Source organism: Buchnera aphidicola (Brevicoryne brassicae), assembly GCF_005082825.1.
GTDB lineage: Bacteria > Pseudomonadota > Gammaproteobacteria > Enterobacterales > Enterobacteriaceae > Buchnera > Buchnera aphidicola_AK.
Genome location: NZ_CP034882.1, coordinates 136414 through 157235 on the forward strand (window position 1 = coordinate 136414; position 20822 = coordinate 157235).

The 20822-nt window shown below is 24.5% G+C and carries 20 protein-coding genes; 15 read left to right on the forward strand and 5 right to left on the reverse strand.

Translation table 11 applies throughout. The annotated features are described in order from the left end of the window. Positions 1 to 2: 2 nt before the first annotated feature. The 9 genes from infC to yajC all read left to right on the forward strand — a co-directional run bounded on the left by infC (position 3) and on the right by yajC (position 7739). Positions 3 to 542, forward strand: a complete 540-nt coding sequence (infC, locus tag D9V66_RS00650) for a translation initiation factor IF-3 (protein WP_158365532.1) — start codon at positions 3 to 5, stop codon at positions 540 to 542. 89 nt (positions 543 to 631) lie between these two features. Then, a complete protein-coding gene (rpmI, locus tag D9V66_RS00655) occupies positions 632 to 829 on the forward strand; it encodes a 50S ribosomal protein L35 (RefSeq protein ID WP_158365533.1) in 198 nt (65 codons plus the stop codon). Between the two features lie 43 nt (positions 830 to 872). Beyond that, positions 873 to 1232 (forward strand): 50S ribosomal protein L20, encoded by a 360-nt coding sequence (gene rplT / locus D9V66_RS00660; protein WP_158365534.1) that lies wholly within the window; start codon positions 873 to 875, stop codon positions 1230 to 1232. A 195-nt stretch (positions 1233 to 1427) separates the two neighbouring features. Then, entirely contained in the window at positions 1428 to 2417 is a 990-nt protein-coding gene (gene pheS / locus D9V66_RS00665) for a phenylalanine--tRNA ligase subunit alpha (protein WP_158365535.1), read from the forward strand. Positions 2418 to 2426: 9 nt separating this feature from the next. Then, a complete protein-coding gene (gene pheT / locus D9V66_RS00670; protein ID WP_158365536.1) occupies positions 2427 to 4820 on the forward strand; it encodes a phenylalanine--tRNA ligase subunit beta in 2394 nt (797 codons plus the stop codon). 4 nt (positions 4821 to 4824) lie between these two features. Next, a complete protein-coding gene (locus tag D9V66_RS00675) occupies positions 4825 to 5124 on the forward strand; it encodes an integration host factor subunit alpha (protein WP_158365537.1) in 300 nt (99 codons plus the stop codon). A gap of 48 nt (positions 5125 to 5172) precedes the next feature. Next, the gene (queA, locus tag D9V66_RS00680; protein ID WP_158365538.1) at positions 5173 to 6246 is read left to right on the forward strand and encodes a tRNA preQ1(34) S-adenosylmethionine ribosyltransferase-isomerase QueA; all 1074 of its coding nucleotides are present in this window, start codon (positions 5173 to 5175) and stop codon (positions 6244 to 6246) included. A 27-nt stretch (positions 6247 to 6273) separates the two neighbouring features. Continuing rightward, a complete protein-coding gene (gene tgt / locus D9V66_RS00685; RefSeq protein WP_158365539.1) occupies positions 6274 to 7374 on the forward strand; it encodes a tRNA guanosine(34) transglycosylase Tgt in 1101 nt (366 codons plus the stop codon). A gap of 32 nt (positions 7375 to 7406) precedes the next feature. Then, complete coding sequence (gene yajC / locus D9V66_RS00690; protein ID WP_158365540.1) at positions 7407 to 7739, forward strand: preprotein translocase subunit YajC; 333 nt, start codon at positions 7407 to 7409, stop codon at positions 7737 to 7739. A 50-nt stretch (positions 7740 to 7789) separates the two neighbouring features. Here the strand turns inward: yajC and glyS are convergent, their stop codons facing one another. Next, positions 7790 to 9862, reverse strand: a complete 2073-nt coding sequence (gene glyS / locus D9V66_RS00695; RefSeq protein ID WP_158365541.1) for a glycine--tRNA ligase subunit beta — start codon at positions 9860 to 9862, stop codon at positions 7790 to 7792. Continuing rightward, entirely contained in the window at positions 9837 to 10775 is a 939-nt protein-coding gene (gene glyQ, locus D9V66_RS00700) for a glycine--tRNA ligase subunit alpha (protein WP_158365542.1), read from the reverse strand. The genes glyS and glyQ overlap by 26 nt, the downstream gene beginning before the upstream one ends. A 184-nt stretch (positions 10776 to 10959) precedes the next feature. On the opposite strand from glyQ, the gene folE reads away from it, so the two are divergent. The 3 genes from folE to rplY all read left to right on the forward strand — a co-directional run bounded on the left by folE (position 10960) and on the right by rplY (position 12982). Continuing rightward, positions 10960 to 11628: a GTP cyclohydrolase I FolE gene (gene folE / locus D9V66_RS00705; protein WP_158365543.1), complete on the forward strand. Its 669-nt coding sequence runs from the start codon at positions 10960 to 10962 to the stop codon at positions 11626 to 11628. Between the two features lie 196 nt (positions 11629 to 11824). Beyond that, complete coding sequence (gene nfo / locus D9V66_RS00710) at positions 11825 to 12670, forward strand: deoxyribonuclease IV (protein WP_158365544.1); 846 nt, start codon at positions 11825 to 11827, stop codon at positions 12668 to 12670. A gap of 27 nt (positions 12671 to 12697) precedes the next feature. After that, complete coding sequence (gene rplY / locus D9V66_RS00715; RefSeq protein WP_158365545.1) at positions 12698 to 12982, forward strand: 50S ribosomal protein L25; 285 nt, start codon at positions 12698 to 12700, stop codon at positions 12980 to 12982. A gap of 3 nt (positions 12983 to 12985) precedes the next feature. Here rplY and D9V66_RS00720 read toward each other — a convergent pair whose 3' ends face one another. Beyond that, positions 12986 to 13756: a DedA family protein gene (locus D9V66_RS00720; protein ID WP_158365546.1), complete on the reverse strand. Its 771-nt coding sequence runs from the start codon at positions 13754 to 13756 to the stop codon at positions 12986 to 12988. Positions 13757 to 13973: 217 nt separating this feature from the next. On the opposite strand from D9V66_RS00720, the gene D9V66_RS00725 reads away from it, so the two are divergent. The 3 genes from D9V66_RS00725 to D9V66_RS00735 all read left to right on the forward strand — a co-directional run bounded on the left by D9V66_RS00725 (position 13974) and on the right by D9V66_RS00735 (position 17046). Next, complete coding sequence (locus tag D9V66_RS00725) at positions 13974 to 15263, forward strand: peptidylprolyl isomerase (RefSeq protein ID WP_261979324.1); 1290 nt, start codon at positions 13974 to 13976, stop codon at positions 15261 to 15263. 85 nt (positions 15264 to 15348) lie between these two features. Further along, entirely contained in the window at positions 15349 to 16170 is an 822-nt protein-coding gene (gene rsmA / locus D9V66_RS00730) for a 16S rRNA (adenine(1518)-N(6)/adenine(1519)-N(6))-dimethyltransferase RsmA (protein ID WP_187308379.1), read from the forward strand. Positions 16171 to 16227: 57 nt separating this feature from the next. Next, positions 16228 to 17046: a symmetrical bis(5'-nucleosyl)-tetraphosphatase gene (locus tag D9V66_RS00735; RefSeq protein WP_158365547.1), complete on the forward strand. Its 819-nt coding sequence runs from the start codon at positions 16228 to 16230 to the stop codon at positions 17044 to 17046. Here D9V66_RS00735 and folA read toward each other — a convergent pair. Beyond that, a complete protein-coding gene (folA, locus tag D9V66_RS00740) occupies positions 17038 to 17520 on the reverse strand; it encodes a type 3 dihydrofolate reductase (protein WP_158365548.1) in 483 nt (160 codons plus the stop codon). The two genes, D9V66_RS00735 and folA, sit on opposite strands and share 9 nt — an antisense overlap. A 63-nt stretch (positions 17521 to 17583) precedes the next feature. After that, on the reverse strand, positions 17584 to 20805 hold the full coding sequence (gene carB / locus D9V66_RS00745; protein ID WP_158365549.1) for a carbamoyl-phosphate synthase large subunit: 3222 nt from the start codon (positions 20803 to 20805) through the stop codon (positions 17584 to 17586). Between the last annotated feature and the right edge of the window lie 17 nt (positions 20806 to 20822).

The following is a 20822-nucleotide window of genomic DNA, read 5'->3' on the forward strand; positions in this document are numbered from 1 at the left end:
GTATTAAAGGTGGAAAACGAGTTCAATTAACACGTCCTAATCGTATCAATAGTGAAATACGTGCTGTTAAAGTACGTCTTACAGGAGTTGAAGGTGATCAAATTGGTATAGTTAATCTACGTGAAGCTTTAAAAAAATCAGAGGAATTGGGATTAGATTTAGTAGAAATTAGTCCAAATGCCGAACCTCCAGTTTGTCGTATTATGGATTATGGAAAATTTCTTTATGAAAAGAGTAAATCCTCTAAAGAACAGAGAAAAAAACAAAAAGTAATTCAGATAAAAGAAATAAAATTTCGTCCTGGGACAGATGAAGGTGATTACAAAGTTAAATTACGCAATTTAATGCGTTTTTTAGAAGATGGTGATAAAGTCAAAATTACTTTACGATTTAGAGGACGTGAAATGGCACATCAAAAAATAGGAGTTGATGTTCTTAAGAGAGTTAAAAACGATTTAAGTGATTTGGCTATAGTTGAATCATTTCCGTCTAAAATTGAAGGTCGTCAAATGATAATGATTTTAGCACCAAAGAAAAAATAGAGATCTTTAACTTAATTTTTTTAGAAATAAACATATAATTTATTTTTAATAATTTTATATTTTTTTTAATAATTTAAATGAAATATTTTATGCCAAAAATTAAAACTTTAAAAAGTGCAGCTAAACGTTTTAAAAAAACTGCATCTGGTGAATTTAAACGCAAACAAGCAAATTTACGACATATTTTAACAAAAAAAACAACATCTAAAAAACGTCATTTTCGTCCTAAGATTTTAGTTTCTAAGGGAGATATAAATAAAGTAAAATCTTTTTTACCATATGCGTAAATTCACTTACTTTTATTAAGATTTTACGAAAAGGAGAGCATAAATGGCTCGTGTAAAACGTGGTGTTATCGCTCACGCTCGTCATAAAAAGATATTAAAACAAGCAAAAGGTTATTATGGAGCACGTTCTCGTGTTTATAGAGTTGCCTGCCAAGCAGTAATTAAAGCTGGACAATATGCTTATCGTGATCGACGTCAACGAAAAAGACAATTACGTCAATTATGGATTTCACGTATTAATTCCGCTGTTCGTCAAAGCCAAATGTCTTATAGTAAATTCATTTTTGGTTTAAAAAAAGCTTCAATTCACATTGATCGAAAAATATTATCTGATATTGCGGTATTTGATATGTTTTCATTTAAAGTGTTAGTAAAAAAATCTAAAGAAGCTTTATTATTATAAATAATATATTTTAAAATGTTTCAAGAGGGGAAAATTTATATCCCCTCCTTTAATAAAATATATTATTTGATTAATCACTTTTTAATATATATTAATCCTAAAAGATGTTAGTTTAAAAAAACAAGCTTCCTTTATGGGAGCTTTTTTTAATATGTTACATATGTAATTAAAATAAATCATAATAAGAACACTAAGATGTTAAATTTAAATCAATTATTTCAAAAAATTAAAATAGACATAAAAAAATCAAAAAACAAAGAAGAATTAGAAAAAATTAGAATAAAATATTTAGGTAAAAAAGGAATTTTGACTTTTTATACAAAAAATTTAAAAAATTTTTCTTTTGAAGAGAAAAAAAAATATAGTATAGCCATTAATGAAATAAAAAGAAAAATAATTGTTAATTTTAATAAACAAAGTGAAATATTAGATGCAATTATATTAAATCAACGCATTAAATCAGAAAAAATTGATATCTCTCTTCCAGGACGTCGTTTTGAAAATGGTTTTTTGCATCCTATAACATATACTATTAATTACATAAAAAATTTTTTTTTTAAAATAGGTTTTGAATCAATTAATAGTCCTGAAATAGAAGATGAATATCATAATTTTGATGCTTTAAATATTCCTAAAAATCATCCAGCTAGAGATAGCCATGATACTTTTTGGTTTGACAATAATCGATTATTACGAACTCAAACTTCAAATATGCAAATTCGTATTATGAAAAAAGAAAAACCTCCTATTAGATTTATTTTTCCTGGAAAAGTTTATCGTAATGATTATGATAATACACATACACCTATGTTTCATCAGATTGAAGGTTTGATAGTTGAAAAAAATATTAATTTTTCAAATTTAAAATGGATTATATATAATTTTTTATATGATTTTTTTGGAAGTAAAATTTCTATTAAGTTTCGTCCATCATATTTTCCTTTTACTACACCTTCTGCAGAAGTAGATATTATAAATAATAATGGACAATCGTTAGAAATACTAGGATGTGGAATGGTACATCCTATAGTTTTAAAAAATGTCAACATTGATTCTAATACATATTCTGCTTGTGCTTTCGGAATTGGTATTGAAAGAATTACTATGCTACGTTATGGAATTTCTGATATTCGATATTTTTTTGAAAATGATATAAGATTTTTAAAACAATTCAAGTATAATTAGTGAGGTAAAATGAAATTTAGTGAAAAATGGTTACGCGAATGGATACATATAAACATTGATAGCCATGTTTTATATAATCAAATTTCCAGTTCTGGTATAGAAGTAGAATCTGTAGAAAAATTTGATCCGATTTTCGATGGTGTTGTGGTTGGTGAAATTATTAAGTGTATTATACATTCTAGATTAAATAATTTAAAAGTACTAAAAGTAGATATAGGAGGTAAAATATTAAATATTTTCTGTAAAGCGCCTAATTGTCGTAATGGTATTAAAGTTGCAGTAGCTACTGTCGGAGCTGTTTTACCTAAAGGTATCAAAATTAAAAAAAAATATTTACAAGGACAAGTATCTGAAGGAATGTTATGTTCTTTTTTTGAATTAGGTATGTTTTATAGCGATCAAATTATCGAGTTTCCCCAAGAAACATCCATAGGAGTGAATGTTAATGATTACTTATCACTAAAAGATAGTATTATTAAAATTTCTACTACTTCTAATCGTCCAGATGGTTTAAGTGTTTTAGGTTTATCGCGTAATATAGCAGCTTTGAATAATTTTAAAATACCAATTTTAAAATATAAACCAATTCTTCCAAAAACTGAAAAAACAATAGATATTTATATTCAATCTTTAGAAGAACGTATTAACTGTGTAGGAAGAATTATTCAAGATATCAATATAAACATCGATACTCCTTTTTGGATAAAAAAGAAATTGTTTTTTTCTGATATTTTACCGGTAAACGTTATTGAAGATATTATTAATTATGTTTTGATTGAAACTGGACAACCTTTAAATGTATTGGATACTAATAATATTGATGATTGTATTATTATTCGTATGGCGAATAATAAAGAGAGTATTTTTTTAAAAAATAATATCAAATTAGACTTAAATAAAAAATGTTTAGTGTTTTCTGATAAATATAAAATATTATGTATTCCTGGGAATATTAATTCTAATCTTTCTAAAATAAATGAAAAAACTAAAAATATATTTTTAACTTCTTCTTTAATTGATAAGAAATTAATTTCTCATATTATAAAACACACAAAATCTAATAATAATAGAGTATTAGAATATTATAATTATGGTATCGATCCGTCTCTTCAAGAATATGCTATTGAATATACCACTGATTTAATTTTAAAAATATGTACTGGTATACCTGGTCCTCTTGTTAAGAGTAAAAATTTTAAAACTGATTCCTTTCCATATCACAGTAAGATAAAATTATATTATAAGACTGTAAAAAAAGTAATAGGTTGTTTCATTGATTCAACTATTATTTCAAATATTTTACATAATCTTAATTATCAAATAATTTCTCAAAAAGAATATTGGGATGTTATTCCTCCTAGTTGGAGATTTGACATATTAATTGAAGAAGATGTAATAGCTGATATACTTCGAATATATGGATATGATAATATTCCTTTAACTCCATTACAAGAATCTCTAAATTTTAGAAAAAAAAATAAATCAATAGATTTTTTATTAGATAAATTTACAGTTATTTTAATTAATAAAGGTTATTATGAAATTATCACATATGGATTTATTGATTCTAAAATACATGATTTAATATTTTTAAAGAAAAAAAAATTATTACTATCTAATCCTATTTCTCAAGATATGTCATGCATGCGTTTATCTTTATGGCCTGGTTTGCTTAAAACTATTTCTTATAATAAAAATCGTCAGCAAAAAAATATTCGTTTATTTGAAATTGGACTTTGTTTTTTAGTAGATGAAAAAGAAAATCTTGGTGTTAAACAAGAAATATTTTTAGCAGCTGCAATAAGTGGTGATTATGTAAAAGAAAGTTGGTTTTCTAAAAAAAGAAAAGTAGATTTTTATGATTTAAAAGGTGATTTAGAATCTATATTAGAATCAATATGTGAATTAGATGATATAGAATTTAGGCGTGAAATAGTATCCGGTTTACATCCACAACAAAGTGCTGCTATATATTTTAAAAATAATTTCATTGGTAGTATTGGCGCAATAGATCCTAAATTAGAAAAAGAACTAAATATAAATAATTGTACATTTTTATTTGAAATATCATTAAATAATTTTTTAGACATTACACCATTAAAAATTCGAGAAATTTCAAAATTTCCTACTAGTCGACGCGATCTTGCAATATTAATCTCAAAAGAGATTTCTGTTTCTGATGTTATTAATACATGTAAAAAATTTTTCACTAATAAAAAAGTGGAAATAAATCTTTTTGATGTATATTCTGGAATAGAAATTTCAAATCAAGAAAAAAGTTTAGGTATTAGTTTTGTTTTTCAAAATATGAAAAAAACTTTAGAAGAAAATGAAATTAATCTAATGATGAATGATTGTATAGGAGTATTAAAGAAAAAATTTCAAGTTATCTTAAGGAAATGAATTTATGGTTCTTACAAAAGCTGAAATTTCAGAAAATTTATTCGAAAAATTACAATTAACTAAAAAAGATTCAAAAAAATTTGTAGAATTTTTTTTTGAAGAAGTTAGAAATTCTTTAGAAAAAGGAGAGGATGTCAAATTATCTGGATTTGGAAATTTTGAACTTAAAAATAAAAAAGAACGTCCCGGTAGAAATCCTAAAACAGGTAAAAGTGTTCTTATTACTGCGAGACGAGTAGTTACTTTTAAAGCTGGTCAGAAGCTAAAAAACAGAATTCAAAATCATTTAGTAAAAAAAAAATAATAGTATTTTATTTAATAAAATAATTCTATTCTTAAAAAGAAGTAAATCATGAAACTTTCTGATTTTTATTTTGATTTACCAAAATCACTTATATCTTTCTATCCTTGTTTTATTCGAAGTGCTTGTCGTTTAATGATTATAAATGGACATACTGGAATAGTGTCTCATAAACGTTTTTTCAATATTATTGATGAAATTCATTCTGGTGATTTAATCATTTTAAATAATACTAAAGTAATTCCAGCTCGATTTTTTGGATATAAAAGTACTGGAGGTAAAGTTGAATTTTTAGTGGAACGAATATTAGATGATACTAAAATATTAGTAAGCATTAAAAATTGTAAACATATTAAAGTTGGAACAAATATTTTTTTTGGTCAAAATAATGAAATTAAAAGTTCTATTATTGAATATAAAAATTCTTTTTTTAAAATTTTATTTCATAGTAACAATTATTCATCTATTGATATTATTAATCGTTTTGGACAAATGCCATTACCACCTTATATTAAAAGATCTATAAATATATTAGATACAGACTTATATCAAACAGTATACAAAAAAAAAATAGGATCTATTGCTGCACCTACTGCAGGATTACATTTTGATTTACCTTTATTAGATAATTTAAATAAAAAAGGTGTAGATATAGAATATATAACACTTCATATAGGTTCTGGTACATTTCAACCTATTAGAACAGATAAAATACAAGATCATATTATGCATTCTGAAGCAGTTGAAGTTTCTTCTTTACTTATAAAAAAAATTCAATCTTGTAAAAAAAAAGGTGGCCGTATTATTGCAGTAGGTACTAGTACACTACGCGCTTTAGAAAGTGCATATATTTCACTTTCATGGAAAAATATTAAGACATTTGTAGGTGATACTAATATTTTTATATATCCTGGTTATAAACATAATGTAGTTGATGCTTTAATTACTAATTTTCATTTACCTCAATCTACATTAATTATGTTAGTTGCCTCTTTTATGGGTTATAAAAACACAGTCAATGCGTATCAGGAAGCTATTAAAAAAAAATATCTTTTTTTTAGTTATGGAGATGCTATGTATATTACATATAATAAATTAGCTCCATATGAAAAGATTTTTTCTTAAAATATTATAAAAAAATATGGAAAAACAATGAATTTTCAAGTTTATCATCAAGATATGAATGCTAGATATGGTGCATTTACTTTTAAAAAAGAAATAATAGAAACACCTATTTTTATGCCAGTTGGTACTTATGGTACAGTAAAAAGTATTAGTACGGAAGAAATTAAAAATACAGGCAGTAAAATTATTTTAGCTAATGCTTTTCATTTATATTTACGCCCTGGTCAAGAAATAATTAAATTACATCGTGGTTTACATAATTTTATGAATTGGTCAGGACCTATTCTTACCGATTCTGGTGGATTTCAAGTTTTTAGTCTTTCAAAGTTTTCAAAAGTGGATAAAAATGGAGTATTTTTTCAAAGTTATTTTAATGGTAAAAAATTTTTTTTAAGTCCAGAATTATCTATGAAAATTCAAACAGATTTAGGATCTAATATTGTTATGGTTTTTGATGAATGTATTGAATATAATAATAATTGGGAAAAGACAAAAAATTCTATGGAAAGATCCTTAAATTGGGCAAAACAAAGTCGTTTTTATTTTGATTTATATAAAAATAAAAATTTATTATTTGGAATTATTCATGGAGGAATATATCCATCTTTACGTGATATTTCTCTTCGAGAATTAATTAAAATAGATTTTGATGGATATGCATTAGGTGGCTTAGCAGTGGGTGAATCAAAAAAAGAAATGTATAGATTATTAGAACATATTTGTCCTCAAATGCCAAAAAATAAACCAAGATATTTAATGGGTGTAGGAAAACCAGAAGATTTAGTTGAAGGAGTAATTCGGGGTATAGATATGTTTGATTGTGTTATTCCAACTCGCAATGCTAGAAATGGACATTTATTTATTACAAATGGTATAATTAAAATTAGAAATAAAAAATATAAAGAAGATTTATCTAAATTAGACGAAACTTGTACTTGCTATACTTGTCAATATTACACTAGATCTTATTTGCATCATTTAGACGCTTGTAACGAAATTTTAGGAGCTCGTTTAAATACAATACATAATTTACATTATTATCAAACTTTAATGTTTAATATTAGAACTGCAATAAAACATAATAAATTTAATGATTTTGTATTTAATTTTTATAATCAAAAGAAATAATTATTAAAAAATATATAAAGGAGAGTTTTCATATGAGTTTTTTTGTTCATAATGCTAATGCTATTGTAGATGAGTCATCAAAAAGTAATTCATATTCTTTAATTTTTATGCTTGTAATATTTGTGTTAATTTTTTATTTTATGCTCTTTCGTCCTCAACAACAAAAAGATAAAGAACATAAAAATCTTATAAATTCTCTTACTCAAGGAGATGAAGTTATTACTACTAGTGGTTTATTAGGACGAGTAAATAAAATCACAAAAAATGGATATATTTTACTTCAATTAAATGATACAACAGAAGTATTTATAAAGCGTGATTTTATAGCATCATCCTTACCTAAAGGTACTTTAAAATCTTTGTAATATTTGAGTTTTTCTATAAAAAATATATTTTTTACGTTTTGTATATATACTTAATACAAGTAAGAGAAATTTGTTATTTTTGAAAAAATTTTTATTATTTTATGTAGTAAAATTAATCTATTTTTTCTTATATTTAAATCAGAATGATATATTTTAATTTTATCAAAAAAGTTATATATAGGTTTTTCAAGTTCCTTTGTTTTTAATAAAACTTCTTTGTATTTTTTTTCTTTAAATAAATCTTTTGTAAATTTATCGAAATTTTCTATTGTATGAAAAAGTGTTATTTCCTCTGTTTTTTTTATCAGGTTAATATTGATTTCACCGGAAATTTTTTCATTTTGTTTTTCTAAAATATTAGATATTCTTTTTATAGATAATATTATTGACTTTGAATAATGTAATTTTTGAAAAAAAGATAAAGCTTGTATTTTTTTATCAATATCTATTGGTTGTGTTAATTTATATGAGAAAACTGATTTAATAATATTTATGTTATATCCTTTTTCTTCATACCAATTAAATAATCTAATTATAAAAAAATTTATGATTTTATCATATAAAATTGAGTTTTTAGTATATTTTTCATCATACAAGAAAAGACTTTTTTTAATTAACATTTTTAAATCTAGTGGTATTTTTTTTTCTATAATAATGCGAAGTATTCCTATAGCTAAACGTCTTAAAGCAAAAGGATCTTTATCTGCAGTAGGAATATTACCGATTGAAAACATGCCTGATAATGTATCGATCTTATCAGCAATAGATAATGAACAACCTATAAGAGTATAAGGTAATTTATCACCTGAATAAGATGGCAGATATTGTTCCTTAAGAGCAATTGCAATATCTTTTGTTTCTTGATCTTCTAAAGCATAATACATGCCTACAATTCCTTGTAATTCTGGAAATTCACACACCATATTAGTAACTAAATCACATTTAGATAAAAGTGCCGCTCTAGATGAATTTTTTTTATCACTACAACTATATTTAGCAACCCACTTTATAAGTGATTGAAGACGCATTGTTTTTTCGTATAGTGAGCCTAGATTATTTTGAAATAAAACTTTTTTTAAAGATAAAAGATAATCTTCTAATTTTATTTTTCTGTCATTTGTAAAAAAGAATTCGGCATCTGAAAGTCTTGCATGCATTACTCTTTGATAACCTAAAATAATTTCTTTGTAGAGTTTAGAATGAATATTGCAAATAAAAATAAAATACGGAAGAACTTTTTTTTTATCATCATATATTGAAAAACATTTTTGCTGTTTTTCTATAGTATATACTAATATTTTTTTTGGTATTTTAAGGAATTTTTTTTCAAAGGTAGCTAAAAACGCTTTAGGTGATTCTACCAAGGAACTTACTTCTTCAAGTAAAGAGGGATTATCTTTTGTAAAACCATTAATTTTTTCTGCTATAGTATTAATTTCTTTCGTAATAGTTTTTTTTCGGATTTCATAATCAGCAATTATATTATTCTTTTCAAAAAGAATTGAAGGATATTCTTGTGCATTATTAATTTTTATTTTTTTTTCTTTATAACAAAGATGATTTTGAAGAAAATTATGAGAATCAATATCAAAAACTTTTCCTTGAACAATATGATTATCTAATAATATAACGATGTTTCGAATAGGTCGAGAGAATTTTTTATTAGTAATTTCCCATCTCATAGATTTGGGTATAAAAATTTTTTTTAATGCTGTTTCAATTACTTTAGGAAGTAAGATTTCAATCTTTTCTTGTTTTTTTTTTGCTTGATATAATAACCATTCACCTTTTTTGTTTTTAAAATGACTTGCTTGATCAATGCTAATACCGCAATAATTTGCCCAACGTTTAGCAGCATCTGTTGGTTTACCGTCTTTATCGTAAGCATCAATTATAGATGGACCTTTTTTGTTGATTTTTAATATTCTATCACTTGTATCAATATCTGAAATTTTTAGTGCAAGTCTTCTTGGTGTAAAAAAATGTTTAATTTTTTTGTATAAAATATTGTAAGATTTCAGTTCTTTTTTAAAATTTTGATAAAAACATAAAGACATTGTATAAAGGAATCTAGAAGGTAGTTCTTCAGTTCCAATTTCAATTAATAATGTTTTTTTTTTCATTTTTTTCTCTTTTGTTTTGACATAAAGGAAAACCTAGTTTTTTTCTTGAATTTAAATATTCTTTTGCAATTGTAGCAGTTAATTTACGAATTCGTAAAATATAGTTTTGACGTTCATTAGAAGATATAGATTTTCTTGAGTCTAATAAGTTAAATATATGATTTGCTTGTAATGTTTTTTCGTATGCTACTAATAATAGTGGTTTTTTTAAATTCATTAACTTTTTTGCTTCTAATTCATATTGTTCAAAAGAATTAAATAAAAAATCAATACTAGATTCTTGAAAATTATATTGTGATTGTTCTATTTCGTTATCTTTAAAAAGATCACCATAAGTAATTTTTTTTCTCTTATTTCTTTGCCAAATAAGATCATATACATTTGATTTATTTTGCATATGCATAGAAATTCTTTCTAAACCATACGTTATTTCTACAGTAACAGGATTGCATTCTAATCCACCTACTTGTTGAAAGTATGTAAATTGAGTAATTTCCATTCCATTTAACCAAACTTCCCAACCAATCCCCCAAGCCCCTAACGTAGGATTTTCCCAATTATCTTCTACAAAACGTATATCGTGTAATGTTTCATCTATATTAAGTAAGTTAAGTGATTGAAGATAAATTTCTTGAATATTTTTTGGAGGGGGTTTGATAATTACTTGAAATTGATAATAATGTTGCAAACGATTAGGATTTTTTGCATATCTTCCATCTGAAGGACGGCGACAAGATTGTACATATGCGGCATTAATTGGTTCAGGACCAATAGTTCCTAAAAAAGTTATATTATGAAAAGTACCAGCTCCTATTGGTATATCTAACGGTTGAAAGATTATACATTCTTGTTGTATCCAGTACTCTGTTAATATTTTAATTAGATTGTAAAAAGTATTATGATAGTTTTTCATTTTACATCCAAAAAAGAAAAAAGGAAGATATATTTTATCTTTTTCATAATTATATGTAATAATAAGTTTTATGTATTTTTTTGTATTAATTTCTATATTAAATTAATAATTTTTTTATATATTTTAATTTTAAAAAATTTCAAAAAAGTAAAAATTACTTATTATATACAGTAAGAAAAAAATAATGATAAGATTTAGTAAAGAAGCCAAATTAGCTTATAATGCGTTATTAGAAAAAAAATTAGAAAATCCTATTTTAAAAGAATACAATGATATAAATGAAAAAGAAAGAGAATTATTGATTGCTGAACATATATATCAAATTATGATTTTATTAAATTTAGATGTTAAAAACAATAGTTTAAAAAATACACCAAATCGTATATCAAAAATGTATATTGATGAAATATTTTCAGGATTGAATTATAAAAATTTTCCTAAAATTACGTTTATAGATAATGAAATGAATAGCAAAGATATGATTGTAATTAAAAATATAGTTTTAATTAGTACTTGCGAACATCATTTTATCACAATTAATGGACAAGCCACTGTTGCATATATTCCTAAAAATAAAATTATAGGTTTATCTAAGATTAATAGAATTGTTCAATTTTTTTCCAAGAGACCTCAAATACAAGAACGTTTAACAAAACAAATATTACTTGTATTACAAGTGTTATTAGAAACTAATAATGTTGCAATTATTATAAACATGGAACATTTTTGTGTTAAAGCACGTGGAGTTTGCGATGTTAATAGTCGTACTGTTACGTCTTCTTTCGAAGGTTTATTTAAATCTGATAAAAATATTCGTGATGAATTTTTTTTACATGAAAATATTAACCAATAAACTAAATATATTCAATTTATTTTTATTGATTAAAATATTTTTTCTCAGTATTATATTACTTTTAATTAATTATAAAAATAAATTATATATCAATGTTTAAAGTGTTATATTAGATACCTATTTTTTTCTTTATTTTTACTTTTACCTTTTAAAAAAAACTAAAAAATGATTTTTAATTATAAGGGATAATCAAGGAATGAAATATATTGGTGCACATGTGAGCTCTTCTGGTGGCTTAGAAAAAGCCGTTTTACGTGCTTTTCAAATAAAAGCAACAGCATTTTCTTTTTTTACTAGAAATCAACGCCAATGGTTTTCTCCTCCATTAATTCAGGAAAAAATAGATAAATTTAAAAAATTTTGTATTAAGTATAACTTTAAACCTCAACAAATTTTACCTCATAGTAGTTATTTAATTAATCTAGGTCATCCTACTGACACATTATTAGAAAAATCTCGATTATCTTTTATTGATGAAATAGTTCGATGTAACCAACTTGGTTTAATGTTTCTAAATTTTCATCCAGGTAGCCATTTAAATAAAATTACTGAAACTGATTGTTTAACAAGAATATCTAAATCAATAAATATAGCTTTAAAAAAAACAAAAAATACTATTGCAGTAATAGAAAATACTGCAGGACAAGGAACAAATGTTGGATATTCTTTTGAGCACATATCTGAAATTATTAAGAACATTGATGACAAATCTAGAATTGGAGTATGTCTTGACACCTGCCATTTGTTTGCTTCGGGATATGATCTACGTACTGTAGAAGATTGTGAAAATACTTTTTTTAAATTCAATAATTTAATAGGTTTTAAATATTTAAAAGGTATTCATTTAAATGATTCTAAGAAAAATTTTAATAGTCGAGTTGATCGTCATGAAAGTTTAGGATTGGGAAAAATAGGAAAATTTGCTTTCAAATGGATTATAAGAAATAAAAATTTTTATAATATCCCAATTATTTTGGAAACAATTAATCCCATGATATGGGAAAAAGAAATTTCTTGGTTAAGATCACAAAAAATTAATTAAATTTATTATTTTAAAAGAGGTTAAACTATGTTAATAGTTAATGCAGAAAAAAGAGTTGAAAAAGGAAAAAGTTTTAGTAGAAAGTTGCGTTTTGATAATAAAATTCCCGGGGTTTTATATGGATTTAAGAAAAATGCTATTTTGCTTATTTTAGATCATAATTCTATTTTTAATTTACAAAAAAAAATAAATTTTTATAAAGAAAATTTATTTTTGATTATTAATAGTAAAAAATATAAAGTGAAAGTTCAAGCTATTCAAAGACATTCTTTTAAATTAAAATTATTACATATTGATTTTTTACACATTTAACAATTAAATTCCTCCTAATAATATAGTAAAAAAAATTTTTCTAAAAATAAGCATGGTAGGATGAAACTGTATAGCTATTAAACTAGAAATACCAAAAAAAACTGTTATTACAGCCAACCATCCAATCTTTGTTTTAGTTAAAAAGGAAGAGGTAATAGTTTCACTTTTTTTTATTTTCCACCATTTTGATACTGACCATATTCCTATCCATATTAAAATAGAAATGATTAATAAAAACCATTTAAAATAATCATTTTCAGAATTTTGAGGTATATTTATAGTTATTCCTGTAACAATACCCGGGAAAAAATATACTGGGGGCCATAATATACATCCAATAATACTAGGTAAAATAAATTTTTTTAAAGGTAATTTTAGCATTCCAGAGACCATTGGTATTAACGGTCTAGTTGGCCCTATAAAACGTCCAGCAATAATTGCTATCATACTATGATTATGTAAGACAGACTTTGTTTTATTAAATAAATTTTGATTTTTTTTTAAAAATTTAAAATTAGATAACCAGTTTTTAAAATATAAGCCAATATAGTACGAAATCCAGTCTCCTAGCAAACATCCAATTGTACCAGATATCCAAGCAGGATAAAATAATAGTCTTCCATCACCTATGAATGTTCCTAATGTAGTCATTAAAATAATTCCAGGAAGTAATAGTCCTACTAATGCAAGAGATTCTAAAAATGCAACCATACCAACAGTTATTAGTGAATAAGTTAAAGATTGAGTAATAAAATTAGTTAACCAAGATTCCATAAATTCTCATTATTTTAAAAGTTTTTTAATATTTAAGTATCTTTTAATGCATTTTTTATACTTTATATTTTTTTTAAAACAACCTCAAGAAAAATTTTAAAAATATTTGTAATATTTCTTCAAGAAAAGATTAAAACATTATTTTTATAGTTTTATAATAAAATATTTTTAATGCTAAACTTAGTGTTAAATAATTAATACGGAATCAAAAAGAAGAATGATAATCAAAGTATGGATTTTCTTAATTTTATATGTTTTTAGTAGTATATTTTATGTTGCAGCCAAAGATTTTAAGACAGATCAAATCGATGTTATTATTAATGATGAAATTATATTAAATAGTGATGTCAATAAAATTATTTTTTTACTTGAGAAAGAAGGTAAAAATTTTAGAGTTCCTTTAAAAAATGATTTTTTAAAAGAGAAAGTTATTGAAAAATTAATTATAGATACTTTAATATTACAAGAAGCAAATAAAATGAATCTTTTAGTCACTCAAGAGCAAATAAATGATGTGATTAAGAATATCGCTTTAAAAAAAAACATTAGTCTGAATGAACTAAAAAATCAAATTATATTTAATAGCAATTTTTCTTATCAAGATTATTTAAACAATATTAAAAAATCATTAAAAATTAAATTAGTACAAGATTATGAACTGAGTAAACGTGTTAATGTTTCAGAAGAAAAAGTGAATTTTTTATTGAAAAAAATAATTAAAAAAAATAAATATTTAAAGAGAATAAATTTAAGTTATATTTTTTTACCCCTTTCTAAGAAAGGATCTAATGATTTGTTTGTAAATAAAAAAATATTAGCAGAAAATATAGTAAAAAAACTTAGAAACGGTTATGATTTTAATAAGTTATATGCAGATTGCAAAAAAAATAATACTATTTTTTTAGCAAAAAAAAATTTTTGGATGCGTCTTTTAAACGTACAAAAAAATTTTTCTAATAGTTTAAATTTTGTTAAAAAAGGTCAAATATTGGGACCTTTCTTAAAAGCAAATGGATTTTATATTTTAAAAATTAATGATATTATTAATAATAAAGAAAATATTTTAACTGAATTTTATGTGCAGCATTGTCTGATAAAACCTTCTGTTATGTTAAATGATTTAGAAGCGAAAAATAGTATTTTAAATATATATAAAAATATTAAAAATCAAGTTTATAGTTTTGATTATGCTGTAAAAAATTTTTCCCAAGATGTTTATTCTTCAAATAAAAAAGGTGATTTAGGATGGATTTCAAAAAAATTTTTTAATAATAATTTTAGTAATGAACTATCTTCTTTAAAAAAAAATGAAATAAGTAGACCTATTAAATCTAATTTTGGTTGGCATATATTTAAATTATTAAAAAAACGTCAAGTAGATGAATTTTATACTTTAAAAAAAACTTATGCTTATAATATTTTATTAAACCAAAAAATGTTGTTAGAAAAACATAATTGGATACAGGATCTTAAAAATTCTGCTTATATAAAAATTATAGAATCATAATTTTATAAAATTTCTTTTTTTAAATCTAAGTATGTCTAAGAAATATTAAATATTAAATTTATATTAACTGAATTAATACAAACTAATGATTACTAAAAAATTTTATAAACATCTTCCTCTTAAAAAATATGGACAAAATTTTCTTGTAAATAAAAATATAGCACAAGATATTGTTAAAAAAATTAATCCTAAATTTAAACAAATATTAGTAGAAATTGGACCTGGATTAGCTGCATTAACAAAACCAATGTCTGTATTTGTAGAAAAATTAATTGTTATTGAAATTGATCCAAATTTATTAAATTTATTAAAACAACGTTCGTTCTATTCAAAATTAATGGTTTTTTCTGAAGATGCCTTGACTTTTGATTATATAAAATTATTTTATAAAAATTCTCAATTAATTCGCATCTTTGGAAATTTACCTTATAATATTTCTACATCTTTAATTATTTTTTTATTTCAACAAATTGAAGTTATTCAAGATATGAATTTTATGTTACAAAAAGAAGTTGCTGAAAGATTAATAGCTTCTCCTGGAAGTAAATCCTATGGTCGTTTAAGCATTATATCTCAATATTATTGTAGTATTAAAGTGTTATTAAATGTCAATTCAGAAGAATTTTGGCCTAAACCTAAAGTTCATTCTATTTTTATTAATTTAACTCCTCATAAAAATTCTCCATATTTTGTTTATGATACAAATATTCTAAGTTTTGTGACAAATCTAGCATTTCAGAATAGAAGAAAAATTTTACGTCATAGTTTAAATAAATTATTTTCTGAAAAAAAATTAATACAATTAGAAATTGATCCGAAATTAAGAGCAGAAAATATTTCTGTTTTACAATATTGTAAGTTATCTAATTATTTATATAAGAAAAATAAAAATATTTTAAAAAAGTAAATTAAAATTTACATTTTTAAATGTTATACATTTATTTACAGAGAAAACATAATATATATGAGTACTTATTTTACTAGCGATATTCACGGTTGCTATAAAGAATTTAAACTTTTGTTAGAAAAATCTTCTTTTAATTGTAAAAAAGATTATTTATGGGTTGCAGGAGATTTGGTGTCTAGAGGTCCTGATTCTCTTAAAGTTTTAAGATATCTTTACTCCTTATCATTAAACAATAGAGTACAAATAGTACTTGGAAATCACGATTTAAATTTAATTGCAGTACATGCTGGTGTAAAAAATAATAAAAAAGAAAATTTTTTTGATGAATTACTATCTTCTTATGATAGTGATGAATTAATAAATTGGTTACGGCATCAAAATCTTTTAAAAGTTGATCAAAATCGTAAAATAATTATGTCACATGCCGGTATTAGTCCACAATGGGATATTAGTACTGCGAAAACATATGCTTTGAAAATAAAAGAATTTTTATCTCATAATAGTTATTCTTTATTTTTAGAGTCTATGTATAATAATAAAGTAGTGTTTTGGGATGTCAATTTAAATGGATTAGATAAATTGCGATATAGCATGAATGCGTTTACGAGAATGAGATACTGTTATCCTAATGGTCGATTAAATATGTTTTATAAACAATCTCCCAATCTTGTTAAATATCCATTACAGCCATGGTTTTTTATGAAACATAATATTCCTAAAGATTATTCTGTTTTTTTCGGACATTGGTCTAATTTAAAAGGAATTTATATACCTGAACCTTTTGTTTCTTTAGATTCTGGTTGCTGTTGGGGTGAAGAAATAATACTATTTCGATGGGAAGACAAAAAAATATTTTCTCAAAAATTCTTATCTTGATAAGATTTCATGATAATAATTATAAGGAGTTTTTTGATTTTTGATGATTTTTTTTTTAAATAATGTTTTCCAATATAGAAAATTTTTGTATTCAGGAAAATAAGTATCACCAATGATGTTAATATCTATATGAGTTAAATATAATTTATTAGCATAAAATAACATTTTTTTGTATATTTGAGCTCCTCCGATAACCATAATTTCCTTACTATTTTGTGCAGAAATAATCGCATTAGATATTGAATTAGCCCAAATAACACCTTTTTTTTCAATTTTATTTTTACTAATAACTATATTATTACGCATCGATAAAGGTTTTCCAATCGATTCCCAAGTTAAACGTCCCATAATAATATTTTTATTTATTGTATTTTTTTTAAACCATTGTAAATCTTCTGGTATATGCCAAGGTATTTTATTATTATATCCAATGACTAAATTCTTAGAAATTGCAGCTATCAAACTAATATTTATTTTAATAAATAGATCCTCGTACGAATTATAAATATGTTTTACAACATATTTATAAATAGTTAATTAAATGTATTTTTTATGTATCTCTTGTAGAGATTTAAAATTTTTTATTGGATTTTCATTTAAAGCCATGACAGTTGCAAATGCACCATTTATAGTTGTATCGTAGTGTACTTTATATTGAAGAGCACTGCTACATATTAATTTAGAATCCTTTATTCCTTGATGAGAAGATGTTGTATTAACAATATATGAATATTCCCTATTTTTTAAACGATCTTGTATATGTGGACGTCCCTCATGCACCTTATTTACTAATCTAGATGCAATTCCAGATTGTTTTAAAGCTAAAGATGTACCTTTAGTCGCATCTATTTCAAATCCTAATTTTTTTAATTTTACTGCTAAGTTTACAATATTTTTTTTATCATTATCTCTAACTGAAAGAAGAACACGACCAGATTTTTTCATATTAGTATGAGCGCCCAACATTGCTTTAGAAAAAGCTTCCGAGAAATTTTTTCCAATACCCATTACTTCTCCGGTAGAACGCATTTCTGGACCTAATGTAGGATTTACTCCATGAAATTTATCAAAGGGCATAATAGCTTCCTTTACTGAAAAGTACTGTGGAATTATTTCTTTTGTAAAACCTTGTTCTAATAAAGTTTTTCCATACATAACTCGTACAGAAATTTTTGCCAATGCAAGACCTGTTGCTTTTGAAACAAAAGGTACTGTTCTAGCTGCTCTTGGATTTACTTCAATAATATATATTTTATTATTTTTAATAGCAAATTGTACATTCATTAATCCCTTTACAGATAATTCAAAAGCTAGTTTTGTCACTTGATCTCTAATTTTATTTTGAATTTTATTAGTTAAGGTATATGCAGGTAAAGAACATGCAGAGTCTCCAGAATGAACTCCTGCTTGTTCAATATGTTCCATAATGCCTCCAATTAAAACTGTTTCTCCATCACAAATAGCATCAACATCTACTTCTGTAGCGTGATCTAAATACTGATCTAGTAAAATTGGAATGTTATTTTTATTATTTAAAATTGTTTTAAAATAATTTTTTAAACTATTAGGTTCATAAACAATTTCCATTGCTCTACCACCTAATACATAAGATGGTCTTACCATAATTGGATAACCAATTTTTTCTGCTTTTTTATAAGCTTCTTTTAAATTTAATACGGTTGCATTTAAAGGTTGTCGTAATTTCAATTTAGTAACAGTTTTTTGAAAACGATAACGATCTTCAGCCTTATCTATTGAATTAGAACTAGTTCCTATTATAGGTATGCCCTCTTTTTCAAATTCACGAGCTAGTTTTAATGGTGTTTGACCGCCATATTGAATAATAACTCCTTTAGGTTTTTCTATTCTAACTATTTCTGAAACATTTTCTAATGTAATTGGTTCAAAATAAAGTCTATCTGAAATGTCATAATCAGTAGATACTGTTTCTGGATTACAATTAATCATAATCGCTTCAAAACCATCTTCTCGTAACGCTTGAGCAGCATGCACACAACAATAATCGAATTCTATACCTTGTCCTATTCTATTTGGACCTCCACCTAATATGATAATTTTTTTGACGTTTTTTGTTGGATGTGATTCGCACTCGTCTTCCCATGTTGAATACATATATGCTGTTTCAGTTGAAAATTCAGCTGAACATGTATCAATTCTTTTGTATACAGGATGTAAATTTAACATATAACGTAGTTTTCTTATTTCATTCTCTTTTTTATTTGTTAGTATTGCAATACGTTGATCAGAAAAACCTTTCCGTTTAATAAAATAAAAGAAATCGTATTTTAATCCTATAAATCCATTTTTTGTAATTATTTTTTCTAACAAAATAATTTCTTCAATTTGAATAAGAAACCATGGGTCAATTGATGTTAATTCAAATACTTCTTTAACGGACATACCTGCACGGAATGCATCACCTATATACCAAATACGTTCAGAACCAGCATCTTTTAGTTCATGTCTAATTTTTATCAAATATTCTGGATCATGAAGAGAAATTTTAATATCAAACCCACTGTAACCTATTTCTAAACCACGAATCGCTTTTTGTATAGATTCTTGAAAAGTGCGTCCTATTGCCATCACTTCGCCTACAGATTTCATTTGTGTAGTAAGTCTATCATTACATCCTGGAAATTTTTCAAAATTAAATCTAGGAATTTTTGTAACTATATAATCTATTGACGGTTCAAAAGATGCAGTAGTGTTTGTTCCTGTAATATCGTTTGCTAATTCATCTAATGTATATCCAACAGCTAATTTTGCAGCAATTTTGGCAATTGGAAATCCAGTGGCTTTAGACGCTAAAGCAGAAGATCGAGATACTCTAGGATTCATTTCAATAACAATCATTCGACCATTTTGGGGGTTAATTGCAAATTGTACGTTAGAACCACCAGTTTCTACACCAATTTCTCTTAAAATTGACATAGAAGCATTTCTCATAATTTGATATTCTTTATCAGTTAAAGTTTGCGCAGGAGCGACCGTAATGGAATCACCTGTATGAATACCCATAGGATCTAGGTTTTCAATAGAACAGACAATAATACAATTGTCGTTTTTATCTCGCACAACTTCCATTTCATATTCTTTCCAACCTATTAAAGACTCATCAATTAAAAGTTCTTTATTAGGAGATAGTTTAAGTCCTCTTTCACAAATTTCTTCGAATTCTTCATGATTATATGCAATTCCTCCTCCACTTCCACCCATAGTAAAAGACGGACGAATAATACATGGAAAACCTACATCTTTTAAAACTAAAAATGCTTTTTTCATATTGTGTGCAATACCACATCTCGCAGTTTCTAATTTTAATTTTTTCATTGATTGTTCAAATAATTTTCTATCCTCAGCTTTTTTTATTGCATTAACTGTAGCACCTATAATTTTTACATTGTATTTTTTTAAGATTCCTTTATTATCCAATTCTAAAGCACAATTAAGAGCAGTTTGACCTCCCATCGTTGGAAGTAATGCATCTGGTCTTTCTTTTTTGATTATTTTTTCTACTACTTTCCAGTGAATGGGTTCAATATATGTAGCATCAGACATACATGGATCTGTCATAATAGTAGCGGGATTGGAATTAATAAGAATTATTCTATATCCTTCTTCTTGTAATGCTTTGCAAGCTTGTGCACCAGAATAGTCAAATTCACATGCTTGTCCAATCACTATTGGACCTGCACCAAGAATTAAAATTGATTTTATATCAGTAGATTTAGGCATTTTTTTTCCCTAATTGA